Raw genomic sequence first — 15,918 nt, 5'->3', positions numbered from 1 at the left:
CAAATGCCGCAGGCGCGCGGCGTATGGCTAAGCCGTGATGTCATCGAAGGCGGCGCCGATTTAATCGAATCAACCTGCCACAAACTGGCGCAGGCCCATTTTAACCGCATCTTTGTGAATGTTTACTACCTTGGCGCTACTATTTATCCCAGCGATGTGCTGCAGCAGGCCGGCGGGCCGCGACAACACATCCAATTTGTGGGCAGAGATCCCCTGGCCGAAACCATCGAAATCGCCCACCGCTGGAACCTGGAAGTCATCGCCTGGTTTGAGTACGGCCTGATGAGCTACTACAGCGGCAACGACACCAGCGACAGCGGCCCGCTTTTAACCGCCCATCCGGACTGGGAAGCCGTGGACAATCAGGGCCGGCATTACCAGCAAAACCAGTGGGGCGTTTTCCACTGGATGGATGCCGCACATCCTGAAGTTAAACAATTTATGGAAGACCTGTTTGCGGAAATCGCCGCCCGCTACCCGCAACTGGACGGCGTCGAAACCGATCGCATTCGCTACCCCTCTACCGATTTTTCCTACTCGGCCGTTTCGCGCCAGCGCTACCAGCAGCAAACGGGCGGCACGGACCCTCTTTACATCTACCCGGGGCATGCCGAATGGACGCAATGGAGCGCCTGGCGCGAAAGCCAGATCAACCAGATTGCCCGGCGCATTTATCAGGCGGTAAAAGCGCTTCAACCAGATATGCTCGTTTCGGCCGCCGTGGCTCCGCCCTACATGTTGCCCAGCGGCTCCAAATTACAGCGCTGGGATGTGTGGAGCGACAGCGGCTACGTGGATGCCCTGGAACACATGCTCTACTTGAACGACAGCGACTTTCCCAATCAGTTTGAACTGGCCAGGCAAAAAACCAATCCGCGCGTGTTGTTGTACGCCGGAATCGATTTTAACACCCTGCAGTCCGCGCTGTTTCAAATCAATTACGCCCTGACGCATCAGGCCGACGGCGTAACCATCTGGTACTACAAAGACCTGAACGACGAGGTTTTGCAAAGCTTGCGCGACGAGGTATTCATAACTAAAGCGCCCCTGCCGCATCAGGATTTAATTATTGACGACGGCGGTTCGCGTTTCTTTTCGACCAGCGGCGCATGGGACCAAAAAACAGGCGGATTCAATGGTTCCTATTTGTTAAGCGTCGATCCGACGGCGCAGGTCGCTTTTGATGCGCCCGTCTGGCTAAGCGGCCATTACGCCCTCTTTGCGCGCTGGCCTGCTCAATCCGACTTAACGGATCAGGCCGTCTGGCGCATCGAAGCCAACGGTTCTGCGCATTCGGTAACCATCAACCAGCAAAAGGACGCCAACCGCTGGGTATTTTTACATGCCGATTCCTTCTCTTACGGCGCGAGCGTGCGGCTGCAATTGACCAACAGCGGGAGCGGTAAGTTAGCCGCCGACGCCGTGCGCCTTTTAAGACAAAAAGCGCTCAAAGTGATCGATCATTTTGCGCCCGACTCCGTGCATCTTAACTTACAATTCAACCAATGGATCGACAGCGCCGCGGCTTTGTCGGCGGTCAATTACACCATTCAGCCGCCGGTGGAAGTGTTAAACGTCGCTTTTGTCGGACAGGATCGTTCCGCCGTCAGCCTGCAAACCGTGCCATTAACGCCAGGGCAGAACTATCAACTGCAGATCAGCGCGCTTAAAGATTACGTCGGCATCCCATTAAACGACCTTACGCTGAGCTTTACCTTTAATCCCCAATTAAGCGAAATTGTAATCGACAACGCTTCCGACACCTTCACCACTTACGGCCAGTGGCAAACGGTAGCAGACACCTGCGCCATGAACGGCGACTGGCTGTACATTCAAGCGGGATCAGGCGCACGCTTTGCTCAATGGTGGTCGTCCATTGAGCAAGATGGCTACTATCGCGCGCAGGTTTTTATTCCCTGTTCCGATCTGACGCTGGCCAGCGACGCGCACTACGCCATTTTGCACAACTTCGGCTCCAGTTCGGTCATCCTCGACCAGCAACAGGCCGTCGGCAGCTGGGCCGATCTTGGAACTTATTACTTTAAAGCGCGTCAGACGGCCAGCGTAAAACTGAGCGATGAGGCCAGCGCCGGCGTCATCGCCGCCGATGCGCTGCGTTTTAAACGCACATTGAATCCCACTGCTTTACCGCGGCACAATGGGCCGCTGCCGGACGATTTTACGGTGGGCGCGAACTATCCCAATCCCTTTAACAATCATACGCTCATTCCGCTTCATCTAACTCAGCCGGCAAAGGTCAGCCTGGAGCTTTTTGACGTTCGCGGTCGGCGCGTGCTTTCGCCTGCGGAACGGCTCTTTCCTGCCGGCGATCATCAATGGACTTTGAAAGCCGAAAATTTAAGCAGCGGTGTTTATTTTTTCGTGGTGCGTTTTCAAACGGCCGATCGCCGGCAAAACGTGCATTATGGAAAATTGATGGTTTTAAAATAGCAAAGAGTCCGCCGGGCGCTGACAAAGTTCCCTCAGACAGGAAGAGGGTTCAGGCCCGGAAGATGAAGGGCTCATCATAAAAAAATCAATAAAAATGAGTGGACAAATGGTCGCAAAACGTCTCGTCAAATTTATTGTATTCCTGCTGTTTTCCTTTTACATCGTTCCCCTCCATGCCCAGTCGGCCAAAGGCAAAATAATGGGCCAGGTGATCGACGCCCAAAGCGGGCAGCCTCTGGCCGGCGCGAACATTTACATCGAGGGGGCGACACTGGGCGCAGCCTCCGACCTGGAAGGCTTTTACTACATTTTGAATGTACCGGCCGGAAAGCACACCGTGGTCTGTCAGATGGTGGGCTATCAAACCGTGCGCAAAACGCAGGTGGAGGTGGTGGTCGATCGCACCACGCGCGTCGATTTCAGCCTGGTCGAAGCCATTGAAGAGACCGAACCGGTGGAGGTGGTGGCCAAAAAACCGGCCGTTGTGCGCGATTTAACCGCCACCTCAAACTTTATGGATGCCAGAGAGATCGAAAGCGCGCCGATTCAGGGCCTGCGCGAAATGATGCAATTGAACGCCAATGTGACGCGCAACCCCAACGGCACCTTTTCCATTCGCGGCGGCGGCGCTTTTGACGTGCAGGTACAGTTTAACGGCATCGAACAGATCAGCTCTAACACGGGCGTGCCCGGCTACAATTTTATGGGCGAAAAATCCAACACCAGCTGGAAGTACGATTACAATCCACTGGGCGTGGAACAGATGGAGGTCATTTCCGGCGGATTTAGCGCGGAGTACGGCAACGCCCAGTCGGGCATTGTTAAGGTGGTAACCAAAGAAGGCGGCACCGAATTTCACGGCGACTTTCGCGTGGAAGTGCGCCCGCCCGGCAAGTACCATTACGGCCCATATCTTTACGGCCCGGAAACCGTGGAGTGGAAAAACTGGGGTTCGTTCGATAAGTGGCAGCAGTGGCGCGACGAGAACGCCCCGGATATTCCGGACGACTCGCTTTACACCCACTACTACCAGAAATGGATTGCCAACCATTCGCCAGGGGAAGGCAACCGTTCCAATCCTTTAGGCGTTTACGATTACCGTAAACTCATGTACAGGCGTTACCTGTTCGGATTCGGCGGTCCTTTAAGCAAAGACGGCAAACTGCGCTTTTTCCTTTCTGCCGAGTACCGCAACACGCCGGCGCGCATTCCCAGCGTGGAACGCAGTCAAATCTACCAGAATTACAGCTTAAATGTAACCTACCAGCTTACGAAAAATGACAAACTAAAATTTTTAACGCAATATCAGGGCTATCGCGGCTCGGTGTGGTCTGGCTCGGACGACATACGCTGGGCTTCGATCATCGGTCAATGGCCCCAGTACAAATACGTGTTGATCTTCGACAGCCCCAAAGAAGAGACGACCACCACGCAAAGCCTGAGCTGGACGCATGTCTTTTCCAGTAAAACATTCCTGGAAGCCATGGTCTGGCGCCAGCGCGAGGTGTATGTAGAACGCAACCGGTCGATCATTACCGCCACCGATCCCTGGCTTATCCGGGCCGGCCCCTGGGATGAAGAGTTCAGGCGCATCGTCTATGCTTTTACTTCGCTTTACGCGCTGGACAACCGCACCGATGTGTGGAACGCGTCTGTTGATTTAACCAGCCAGGTGACCAATCGGCATCTGCTTAAAATCGGCGCCAAAGCTCAGTACTGGGACACGCGCTACAACGGCGAATCCGGCGCCCGGCTGAATGCCTTTATTTCCTACTCCGGCTTTGCCGAGTATTACCACGCCTATCCCTATTATTTTGCCCTATACGCTCAGGATAAGATTGAGGTAGAAGAGATTGTGGCCAATGTGGGTGTGCGTTTTGAAGGCTTTAACATGAACTGCGACGCGCCGGTGGACCGCTTTCATCCCTTTTACTTTGGAACGGGCCAGGGCGGCGGCCCCTTTATTGGCGATCCGGGCGACCCGCGGACGCGCAAGCCCAAAACGCATCTGGCTGTTTCGCCGCGCTTCGGGCTTTCCTTTCCCATCGGCGAAGACATGGCCTTTCGATTGCAATACGGCCACTTCTATTCCATGCCGCTCTTCCGGCAAACCATTTCACGATCCACCTGGCAGGGATGGCGTATGTACGGCAATCCCGATCTGGGTTTTAAGAAAACCATCAGCTACGAAATCGGCTTGCAAAAAGGGATTAAAGGACACCGGCTGGATATTGCCGCCTATTACAACGACCGCGTTCAACAAACGGTGCGCGTCAACATCCATTCGCCGCAGGGCTCGCAGCAAATTGCGCCGCAAAATCCCTATTACATCTCTTACGAAAACAACGGCTACGGCGCCACCAAAGGAATTGAAATTTCTCTGAATCGCATTGCGCCCGGCGACTGGAGCTACCGCCTGAGCTACAGTTTTGCGCGCACCACCTTTGGCGCTTACGGAGCCATGGATATCTATCCGGATCCCGATGATCCGCGTTCATTCCTGGAAAGACGCAGCGCCAACGATTTTGTAACCGGACAGGACCGCACGCACACCTTTCGGGCGCTAATCTCTTACCGCCTGGCGCAAAAGTTTTTAAAGCTGCTGCCCGACTTTTTAGGCGTGCACACGGCCAGCGCCAGTATGATCTATTCGGCCAAAAGCGGAACGCCCTTCACCTATGTAACCAGCTACGATCAGTTCACGGATGTGATCAACAACCGGCGGTATCCACTGGAACAGAAAACCGATTTGAGCATCACCATAAAAAGCAAGCTGTGGGGCCTCAGTCCGGTGCTCTCTTTACGCGTGGAAAATCTGTTTAACGATAAATGGTTAACGCCCTTGCTGGACGCCACGGAACTGCGCAATTGGGTGGAATACGGCATTACGCGCGATACGCCGCCTTCGGAGGACCCCAACGATCCGCAGGCGCGCATTTACAAGTTTCGCTACTACCAGACGTACCGTAATATGCCCACGGCGCTGTACTTAAGTCTGGGGGTGAGTTTTTGACATGAACGTATGGAGCGCTGTCATTTCGACGAGTCCCGAAAGTCGGGACAAGGAGAAATCTTCTTCTAACATGCAAAAGAAAGATTTCCCACCCCGATAAATCGGGATGAGAAATGACAGGTAATGGATGGCGCCCGGAATGACAGGGAGAGGGCGGGCGGCTGAGACGAAGAAGGCAAAACATTAAACCATTAATCAGGGTGAAAACACCATGAGGCTATGCTTAAACATTAAACTGATTTATGCCATTGTCGCCGTTCTTATGCTTGCAGCGTACGGCACGGCACAGGTAGAAGCCAACGCCATCTTTTTAAAGCGCGGCATGTTGTGGGAAACGGTTAACGTGGCCAAGATGGGACCCGTTTTTCAAAGCTGGCAGCACAAGGGCTATGGCATGGATTTTCCGGGCTTTGATCCGGAGTACGTTCCGCAACTGGTTGGCGGCCCCAACACGCACCATGCCGGCGGCGGCTTCTGGATGTCTGCCGTACGACCATCGGCGCCGGACACCGTGTGGGCCGTGCAGGACTGGGCCATGTTTGCCACATCCGTAGGCCTTTCTGAAACCAACAGTCCTTACTTGCTGAAAACGCATCGTTTGCGCTGGCCCAACGGCGAAAACTACGGCATGCAGGTCGATCCCTTTGAGGCCGAAGAAGTGGTGGAAACCGAATGGGAATTTAATCCTTCGTATCGTTTTCCTTACACCCCCGGCCGCTTTTTGCCGGTGCGCGTCAAACGCACCGTTCGCGCCTGGAGCAGTTCGGCGGTCGATGAAAAATACCTTATCATTGAATATGTGATCACCAATATTGCACGCGAAGCGCATATTTTTAACGAGCAAAATTGCACGCCGGAGGCCTATCGCATTCTCAAGGCAGATTCTGTTTTACAGGACGCCTATCTGCTGTTTACCTACGCCTTTTCCATCAACTACCGCGGCTGGTCCATTTTATTCCCGCAACTGGGCGACGGCGCACGCAACAATCGCTTTTTGTACGATCCCCGGCGGCTGATGCTTTACGGCTGGGCCGATGATTACACGGCGGCCGAAGGAAATCAAAAATTCGATCCGTATGTCTATGAAAGCGGCGGACCGCCGGGCGGTAAGGAGTGGCTGGCGCCCGCCTTTGCCGGCATCAAATTTTTACACATTTCGCGCAACGATCTTGGCCTGGAAAATTTTATCAATCCCAGCAGTGTGGGCTGGTCGGTCAGCGAACCGGCAAACTCCTATCCCTTTACCGGCCTGGAAACGCCAGAGCAGCGCTACGAAGCCATGAAAGACCTGAGCAAGACCTACAATCCGATCGTTTTTCCCCAGGGCCTTTCCGACTCGCGCTGGGGAAATGCCCGAATGTGGAGCATGGTTTCGCTGGGGCCGTGGACACTGGAACCGGGCGATTCCATTAAAATTGTCATGGCCCAAGTTGTGGGCAGCATTGATTTAAGCCGCATTACCGATCCGCAATTAAGCGAGCAGGAAATTGCCCAACAGGGACTGCTGGATCTGCAAAGAACAGCCGACCGGGCGCAGTTTAATTACGACCACGGTTACAACGTACCGGATCCGCCCCAACCGCCGGTTTCTTTTACCTTAACGCGTTTGCAGGAACAGACCGTGGGCAATGTGCTCACCTGGAGCAACGAGTCAGAAAGCATTCCCGATGCGGATTACGCCGGCGCCGAAGCCTTCGATCTTGCGGGCTATCGCATTTACCGCTCCGAGTACATGCCCTTCGGCCCCTGGAAATTACTGGCCGATATTCCCCGGGAGTCTCCAGCTCATTTCGACGAACAGACGCAAATCTATCAATATGTAGATACTCTGGTCAATGTGGGTTTTAGCTACTACTACGCCATTACCAGCTACGATACGGGGCATGTGGTTTGGCCTGTTGATCTTTCGGCCCGATTTGAAGAGACCGGTAGCAACCGTGTGCCGCCGCTGGAAAGTTCAAAATATCCCAACCACACCACCGAACCGTTTGCCGCTGCCTTTGCCCCGCAAAACGAAACGCTGGATGAGATTCTGGTGGTGCCCAATCCCTTTGTAACGCGTTCCGGATTTACCACGCCCGGCGCACAGGATCTGATCTCTTTTGTCAATATTCCCAGTCCCTGCACCATTCGCATTTACACCGTGCGGGGCGATCTGGTCAAAACCATCGAACACCGGGCAGATACGGGCATCGCCCAGTGGGATCAGATAACCGATTATGGCCAGTACGCCGAAAGCGGCATCTATCTTTTTCAGGTTACATCGCATGCCGGTCCAACCAAAAACAAAACGTACACCGGCAAGTTTTCAATTGTCCGTTAAAACATGGAATTAAATGCAATGATCAAACGGTTAATGAAATTGAACGGCGTTTTTCTGATCGCGGCCCTGTTGTTTACGGGCCTCTGGCCTGCAAGCGCCCGGGCCCAGTTCCGCAAGGCCGGAACCACCGGCTACGTCTTTCTGGAAATTCCGGCCACCGCCCGCAGCAGCGGCATGGGAGAAACATCCGTGGCGCTGACCGATGAAGCGGCGGCATCGTTATTGACCAATCCCTCTTTGCTGGCCTTTTCGGCCAGGGGCTTTCACCTCTACGCCTCATCGGCCAATTACCTGGCCGACATTCGACATCAAAGCGCTGCCATTGGCTTTTCGCAGGGCACGGCCGGCTTTTTAGGGATTAGCTTAAATTACATGGATTTCGGCCAAATGACGCACACCGTTAACGCCGATCCCGAAAATCCCGGTGGCAGCTACCTGATCCTGGGAAGCTACACCGCCGATGCGTACGCCCTTGGTTTGACCTTTAGCCGCAAATTAACGCAATCGTTCGCTTTTGGCATTAAAGGCAAATACGTCCGCGAGCGCATCGACGCTTACAACTCGGACAATGTACTTTTAGACATGGGCATGGTTTATCAGACGCGCTTCCGCACCTTTCGTCTGGGCGGCTATATTCAGAATTTTGGCGTGGACGCCCGCTACATTGGCGATTCGTTTAAAATGCCCATGATCTTTCGCCTGGGTTGCGCCATGGAAGTGTGGGGCAATCCAGGCTCTGCCGATCGACTGACGCTGGCGGTGGACGCCCTGCATCCCAGCGACTACAGCGAGCGTTTGCACGTGGGAGCGGAATGGCTGCTGCGCGGCGCCTTGCTTTTAAGAGGCGGGTACAAATTTAATTACGACGAAGAAGGCTTCACCGCCGGCGCCGGTTTCCGTCAAAAATGGAAACAGTACGATTTTACGCTGGACGTGGGTTACACGGATTTTGGACGGCTCGGCTCGGTTTTAAGATTCGGCCTGGCAATTTCAGCAAATAAGTAAGCGAGGTAAAAAATGATTCGTCCAGAACGTCTGAAACTATTTAAGATCGCTCTCTTCTTTTATCTGTTTGCTCTGTGGGGCGGAACCCAGCCCCTGGCTGCCGGCTTCCGTCTGCACTCCATTACGCCGCTGGCCTTTTTTAATGTGGGTTTTAATTTGAAAGAAGGGCAGGAACTAAAATCCATTGCGGGCCCGGGCGCCGGCGCCCACATTCGTTTTGCCGCGGGCGATCACTGGAATGTGACGCTGAGCGGCGGCTACCTCGATTTAAACATCGATCAGCCCGATCCCATCCCCCACTGGAACTGGGCCTTCTGGGATCGTTTTTACGGAAACTACATCCGCGATTTGCAACGAGACAGCAATTACGTGGCCGAGCTCACTTACCGGCAAAAGCTGTCTTTAATCCCCGCTGTGTTGCGCATCGGTTACCATCAGCCTGTCGGCAAACGTTTTGCCCTTGATGTGCAACTGGGCGGCGGACTCTATCTCTTTAAAAGAACGCTGGCGGTGCATGAAAAATGGACCAAACATTTTCCGGAAAAGAACTATTCGTTTACCTACGCCTTTGACAACCACGCTCCGCCCCATTCCGGAAATGTTCCGGTGGCCGTTCTGGGATTGGAAGCAATCTATCATTTAAAAAAATACCTCCATTTTAATTTTGGGCTGAATTACCACCACTTTTTCCAGAGCGAGAATAAAACTTACTTTCCCTTTGAACAACTTTTACAATTACAAATTGGTTTGCAATTTGTGCATTAAAAACAGGAATGGTTGGTCATGATGAAAAGCGCTGTAAAAAATATCGGATTTTATCATTTGCTTCTGGTCGTCTTTCTTTTATTATGTGGACAGGCATTGGCTCAAAACCACTTTGGCGTGGGCGTGGGCAGCGCTTACCTTCAACCGGTCGGCTCCCTGCAAAACTGGTTTAAAGGCACAGCAAAAGCCCCACAGATTTCGTTCATCTTTAATCGTACGGCTGATGCCCAATGGCAGTTATTTGCCACCGCCGCCCACTTCGATCAGCCCAATCAAGAAAAGCTGTTCTACAAAGATCTGCAACTGGAGTTAAAACTTTACGGGGCAGGCGTGGCTTACGTTTCTTACCTGAGCGCTCCGCGCTGGCGCTTGCAACCGTTCTGGACGGGCGCCGTTACCCTCTTCCGCTGGGAAGCGACGCGGGGCGCCTATCAAACCGAAGACCGGCTGGTTCCGCAGCGCTTTCAACAGGCCTGGAGTTTTTCCGCCGCGGGCGGACTGGGCATGGCTTTCCACCTTAGCGGCTCGTTGAAATGTAGGGCCAGCGCCGCTTATCAATTAGTAGTGGCCGAACTGTGGCCGGCCCTGGCCTTGCATCTGGAAAATGTCAGTGGTTTACAAATGGCCATTTTTACCTTAAATGCCCAGTGGTATTTTTAACAGCCTTTTTTTCTGGCCATAGATTAAAAAGATCAATAATTGAGCTAGCTCTAAAAAGGGCCATTTGTCATTTCGAATCCTGCCTCAGCGTGGGAGAAATCCATTTCACCTGCAGAGACGTAAGAGCAACGTAACTCAAGCTTCAGCTTGAGACCCTGGCTTCCGACTTTGACTGACGCTTCACTATTAGGCCCGAGAAAGTTTTCTTCGCTCTGCCTCGACCAGTCCGGGCATCGTTCGAAATGACAATCGTTGTAAGCCCGTATTGACGGCCATTCTGTCCCGATTCATCGGGAGGAAGAATCCATCACACTGACAGTCTGAATTTTCCCCCATCGGCTTTGCTGAAAAAGGGTATGGACAGTACAGTCCAGTACTCAGCAGATATTGCCCGGAAACGAAAATGAGCTCTTCGGTGCTCTCTTTAAAAAGCGTTTTCCACACTCCATTTGTAACCGACCTGCTGTCTGGCCTATTTCTTCAGCATGAGTGTAATCATTTCTCTTCCTGTAAATTTTTGATCTGCCGCAAAACCAGCCTATTGGGTAAAAAATGAATCAATTTTAATCCAATATTGGCCACAAAATCGAGTGCAGATTTTTTTACCAGTTGACCCGCCAGCATGGCCTGGTAACCATCTTCCGCGACCTCTCTGGCTGAAAATTTCACGTTTTTAAACAATTCCGTCCTTTCCAATCTGGCAGTCTTTTCAAACTCTGTTCTGGTGGCGCCGGGACACAGAGCGGTCACCGTAATGTTTGTATTCATTAATTCCCCGGCCAGACCCTGAGAAAAAGACAGCACATAAGCCTTTGTAGCGTAATAAACCGTCTGCAATGGTCCGCCAGGCACCATGGCTGCGCTGGAAGAGACATTTAAAATCTTCCCCGTATTTCGCCTGACCATATCGTTCAGGAACAAATAGGTCAGACGCGTAAGGGCCAAAATATTTACCTGAATCATGGATTCTATGTTTTCCCAGGCCATCTCTTCAAACCGGCCAAGGCCGCCAAACCCGGCATTGTTGATGAGATAATCAACAACAATACCTTTCTCCCGAACTATCTGATAAATTTCTTGCGCTGCATTAGGCTGACTCAAATCTTTAACAATGATTTCAACTGCGATTCCATGTTTTTCAACCAGCTCTTTTTTCAGCGCTGTCAGACGATCTTTTCGTCTGGCTACCAATGCCAGGTTTCCACCACGTTCTGCGTGAATCCTTGCCAACTCCAGTCCAATTCCCGAAGAGGCTCCTGTAATCAATGCCGTTTTCTGCATCGCTTATTCTCCTTTTCACATTAATACGTTAAAGCGCTATTTCTTTTGTTTGCTAAATTCCCACCAGGCTTCTTGCGGAATTTGATCCGGCAGCACCACATCCTGCCCTACCCGGGGTGTGGCCAGTTTGACGCCATTTTTTTGAGCAGCAATTACTATTTTTCGCATGGGTTCATCCCAGGGATGCAAAGCCAGATTAAAGGTACCCCAGTGAATGGGCTGTAAAATTTTTCCCCTTAAATCGAGATGGGCCTGAACGGTCTGTTCCGGCAACATGTGAATATCTGGCCAGTGGCGCGCATTGTAAGCGCCGCATTCCAGGAAGGTCAGATCAAATGGGCCGTATTGCCGACCAATAAGTTTGAATCCCTCAAAATAGCCGGAATCCCCGCCATAAAAAATTTTGTGTGCCGGCCCTACAACCACAAAAGAACCCCACAGCGTCTTATTGCGATCGAACAGACCACGTCCTGAAAAATGCTGAGTGGGTGTAAAAACGACTGACAATTGATCATCCAGAGCCCATTCATCCCACCAGTCCATCTCCCTGATTTTTTGCGCAGGCACCCCCCACTCCACCAAAAGAGCCTTAACGCCCAGGGGAACAAGGACCTTTTTTGTCTTATTGTGCAGCTTTTCAATGGAAAAACGATTTAAGTGATCATAATGATTGTGTGAGATCAATAATAAATCTATCTCAGGAAGGTCCTCAATAGCAAGGGGCACATCTCCATTGTAACGGGTAGGGCCAAAGAATGACACTCTTTTCTGGAATACCGGGTCCGTCGTAATGCGGTAGCCATCCAGATTGATCAGCAGACTGGAATGCCCTAACCAGGTGCTGCTCAGATGATTTTTTGCTGAACTCAGAAAATGCGTCAGGTCCACCTTTTGAACAGGGGGCGGTTCTTCTGGTGAACGCTGATCCCTGTTAAACAAAAATTCCCAGAGGATTTTCAAACCCTGACCAAAAGAAGGGGGGCTTACAGGTTGGTCATTCCTAAAACGTCCATTGTTTTTTATCGAGGTCTTCATTGGTCGCTCCACAGTTTGAAATGATGTTTCATCGGAAAAGGCTTTTTGAGTATTAAGCACAAAATTGAAAATCATAACATTCAAAAGCGTGCTGAGAAGGACAGAATTCATAAACTCTTTAAAGCGCATAAACGCTCCTTAAATGAATATTCATTTATTTTAAATCGAAAAATTTTTTGTCACAACTTAATGGCATCCCAGGCCATAGAAAAAGCCTGATCGATACTCTCTTCGCTCATCTGCCAGTCTGGACAAAGCCGCACATTCGACAAAGTGTAGATGGGATAAAAAAGAAATACCGCCAGTAAATTTGGATCCACATCCTTAATGATCTTTTGTTCAATGCCTTTTTGAACCAGTTCCATCAGGGGGCCAAAGGCCGCTTCAACCTCTTTGGAATTCACCTGACTCATGTAGGGTGAATTGGAAAACTGTTCGATAAATCGAAAATAATCCGGATGGGCCTTTGAAAAGTCGAACATTTCAAACCACATCTGACGAAAGGTGTCGCGCAGGGGCTTACTGGCATCCAGGCCGCACAGCATAGCCTGGCTCAGTTCCTTTTTAATACGCGTGTAGGTTGAAACCAGCAGATCGTCTTTGTTTTTGAAATAGATGTAAATGGTGGCCGGAGAAACCCTGGCTTCTCGGGCGATTTTGGCCACCGAACTGGAAACCAGACCAATTTCATTGACCAGTCTGATGGTTGCCCGGAAAATAGCTTCCTGTTTTGCTTCGTCTTTAATACGCATGACTCTAAAATAAATGATTGTTCATTAAATATCAACTTTTTTTATGATTACCAATCATGGCATTCCCACGTAAACAGGATTTCCGGCAAAACACAGGCCTGAAGCCTGCGTCTACCTGAATTTCTCCCTCGACCGATATTCGGAAAGGGAGGTTAGAGGTGAGAGCTAAACCCAAAAATCCCTTTCAGCAACAGAAACGCAAAGGCAACGTAACTCAAACTTCAGCTTGAGACGTTTGTAAGGGCGAAGCATTTTTTGCAAAGTTTTACCCAGGAGCCATTTTAACTTGTATTTAAAAAGGTGTCTCTAATTGGAACATCTTTTGAAAATGTTTCGCTTTTTACGCTTGACAGGTGATAAAGATTTTTCCGTTCTGTCTCGACGCAGTCGGCGCACCGGTCGCAATAACAATCAATGGACTGCAAAACAGGAAAAACCGCAACAAACGTTCCATCAAATCCGGCATCCACAAAAAAATTTGCAAAAGGCGCTTTTTTTTGTAACTTTGACTGACTGGTCAGTATCATAATATAAAACTGGTGAGTTTTATTAAAGACGAGGACATTATCATGATCGGTGAATTAACACCTCTACAAAAAGAACGACAGGACAAAATCCTGCAGGCCGCGGCACGTTATTTTGCCCGCGTCCATTTTCATGAAGCGGATATGGATTCCATTGCCCGCGATGCCGGAGTGGGCAAAGGCACCCTCTATCGCTATTTCAAAAACAAGGAAGACCTCTACCTCAAAACCATCCAATATTTGAGCATCCAGGCTTTTGAACATCTGCACGAAAAAGCCGGGCAGGCCTCTTCGTTTGAAGCCTACCTAAAAACCATCATCGACACGGCTATTGACTATTTTGTGCAGCGTCCCGATACCTTTTCCATGGTTCTGATGTCCAACCTGGCGCGCATTCCTTCCATTCTCCAAACCATGGAAGAAGCAACTGCCATCTACTTTGAGAGCTTTAAAAAGCGCATGGAAGAGGCCATTGTCCAAAAGGAGGTAAAGCCGCTGGATGCCAGAATCGTTTACAGCACCTTGTTTGCCATGATCATCAACGCCGTGCATTCCATTCTGCTGCGTGGCAGCGGTGATGGCAAAACGTTTAAGCAAACCATTAAAACCATTTTGTTACAGGGATTAATTCAACAGTGAGGTGGAAAATGAAACGGAAACTTCTAAATTACACGCTACTGTTTACACTTTTTCTGGGGATCCAGTTTAGTCAGGCACAGGTCTTAACCTTAAACGAAGCCATTGATCGGGCTTTGAAGAATAATGAACTCATCAAGCGTCAGGAAGAACGACTGAGGCAAAAAGAGCATGCCAACCTGGAAGCCTGGGGAAATTTTTTACCGCAGGTCCGTTTCGAAGCCGGGTACACGCACCTCAACCAACCGCTGGAAATTGATTTAAATTTTTTGCGGGAAGGACTTCTGCAGCTTGAAACCGGCAATCAGCTTAAAATGGCCAATTTGCAAAGCCTCATTTTAAATGGCCGGCCTTTAACCGATGCAGAGCTGGCCATTGTTCAGCAGCAGGCCTACTCTGCTCTGGACGGAGCTCTGCCTCCGTTTGCTCTGGGACTGAAAGATCAGGATTACAAGACCGCCACCTTGCTGGGCGTTCAACCCATCTTTTTAGGCGGAAAGCTGATGGCCGCCAAAAAATTTGCTTCAGCCGAATTGCAGGCCAGCAGAGAAGAGCTTTACAAAACCCAAAATGAGGTCATCCAACAGGTTGTTGAAAACTACCTGGCCGTGGTGTTGATGAATCAGGTGGTAAAAACACGCCAGAATGTTTTACAGGCCATGCTGCGCCATCAAAGTCAGGCAAAAAAACTGTTCGCACAGGGGCTAATTTCTAAAAGCGACGTTTTACGCGCACGGGTAGCGGTGGCCGAGGCCAGACGGCACCTCTTTGATGATCAGAACAAACTGGAACTGGCCCGCATCGCCCTGCGCCACAACATTGCCCTGAATGACGAAACACCCATCACAATAAACGACACTCTGGTTTACAAAGCGTTAAACGATTCGTTAGAAACCTTTTTGCAGCTGGCCCGGGCACAGCAACCTGTGTTACGGCTTCTCGATTCTAAAGAACAATCTGCGGCCCAGAAGTTTGCTGCAGAACGGGCCGAGTTTCTACCTCAATTGGTGGCTTTTGGTAAATACGAAATGTACCCCGAATACCTGTCCGTGCTCGAACCGCGCTGGGCCATCGGGCTACAATTGCAAGTCAATCTGTTCCACGGTTTTAAAGATTACAACAAGCTGCAAGAAGCCAGACACCTGAAAAGAGAGGTTCAATTCTTAAAAGCACATACCCAACGGCAGATCGATTTGTGGGTGCAAAAGACCTACCGGCAAATGCGTTCTGCGGAGACGCGTTATTTGCAATTAGCTTCGGATATTGCGCTGGCAAAAGAAAATTTGCGATCTCAGCAAAAACGCTTCCAGGCGGGACTTGGCACCTCTCTGGATGTAATCGACGCCCATTTGATTCTTGAAAAAGAGCAAATTGCCCGTCATCAATCTTTGTTCTATTACTACCAATCCATGGTTGAATTGTTTGCAGCAACTGGTAATCCTGAAAAAATTAAGGAAATCTGGAATTAAAGGA

At 50.7% G+C, this 15,918-nt stretch carries 11 protein-coding genes; 8 read left to right on the top strand and 3 right to left on the bottom strand.

Features of this window, described 5'->3' with window-relative positions; all coding sequences use genetic code 11:
• The 6 genes from ACWB0I_RS01690 to ACWB0I_RS01665 all read left to right on the top strand — a co-directional run.
• Positions 1-2,451: golvesin C-terminal-like domain-containing protein (locus ACWB0I_RS01690; protein ID WP_479386298.1), on the top strand; the 2,451-nt coding region annotated here is incomplete at its 5' end.
• Between the two features lie 106 nt (positions 2,452-2,557).
• Positions 2,558-5,464: a TonB-dependent receptor gene (locus ACWB0I_RS01685; protein WP_479386297.1), complete on the top strand. Its 2,907-nt coding sequence runs from the start codon at positions 2,558-2,560 to the stop codon at positions 5,462-5,464.
• Positions 5,465-5,675: 211 nt separating this feature from the next.
• Entirely contained in the window at positions 5,676-7,787 is a 2,112-nt protein-coding gene (locus ACWB0I_RS01680; protein WP_479386296.1) for a T9SS type A sorting domain-containing protein, read from the top strand.
• Between the two features lie 18 nt (positions 7,788-7,805).
• Positions 7,806-8,792: a PorV/PorQ family protein gene (locus ACWB0I_RS01675; protein ID WP_479386295.1), complete on the top strand. Its 987-nt coding sequence runs from the start codon at positions 7,806-7,808 to the stop codon at positions 8,790-8,792.
• A 12-nt stretch (positions 8,793-8,804) separates the two neighbouring features.
• Positions 8,805-9,557, top strand: a complete 753-nt coding sequence (locus ACWB0I_RS01670) for a hypothetical protein (RefSeq protein ID WP_479386294.1) — start codon at positions 8,805-8,807, stop codon at positions 9,555-9,557.
• 18 nt (positions 9,558-9,575) lie between these two features.
• Positions 9,576-10,217, top strand: coding sequence for a hypothetical protein (locus ACWB0I_RS01665; protein WP_479386293.1), 642 nt, complete (start codon positions 9,576-9,578; stop codon positions 10,215-10,217).
• Positions 10,218-10,712: 495 nt separating this feature from the next.
• On the opposite strand, the gene ACWB0I_RS01660 is transcribed toward ACWB0I_RS01665, so the two are convergent.
• From ACWB0I_RS01660 to ACWB0I_RS01650, 3 genes are all read right to left on the bottom strand, one after another.
• Positions 10,713-11,498: an SDR family NAD(P)-dependent oxidoreductase gene (locus ACWB0I_RS01660; protein WP_479386292.1), complete on the bottom strand. Its 786-nt coding sequence runs from the start codon at positions 11,496-11,498 to the stop codon at positions 10,713-10,715.
• A gap of 36 nt (positions 11,499-11,534) precedes the next feature.
• Entirely contained in the window at positions 11,535-12,533 is a 999-nt protein-coding gene (locus ACWB0I_RS01655; protein WP_479386291.1) for an MBL fold metallo-hydrolase, read from the bottom strand.
• Positions 12,534-12,712: 179 nt separating this feature from the next.
• Positions 12,713-13,285, bottom strand: a complete 573-nt coding sequence (locus ACWB0I_RS01650; protein WP_479386290.1) for a TetR/AcrR family transcriptional regulator — start codon at positions 13,283-13,285, stop codon at positions 12,713-12,715.
• Between the two features lie 569 nt (positions 13,286-13,854).
• Between ACWB0I_RS01650 and ACWB0I_RS01645 the strand changes: the two genes are divergently transcribed.
• Positions 13,855-14,448, top strand: a complete 594-nt coding sequence (locus ACWB0I_RS01645; protein ID WP_479386289.1) for a TetR/AcrR family transcriptional regulator — start codon at positions 13,855-13,857, stop codon at positions 14,446-14,448.
• A gap of 8 nt (positions 14,449-14,456) precedes the next feature.
• On the top strand, positions 14,457-15,914 hold the full coding sequence (locus ACWB0I_RS01640; protein ID WP_479386288.1) for a TolC family protein: 1,458 nt from the start codon (positions 14,457-14,459) through the stop codon (positions 15,912-15,914).
• Positions 15,915-15,918 lie beyond the last annotated feature (4 nt).

This window comes from Caldithrix sp. (assembly GCF_056497305.1).
This window is presented reverse-complemented; position numbering and strand designations above follow the sequence as displayed.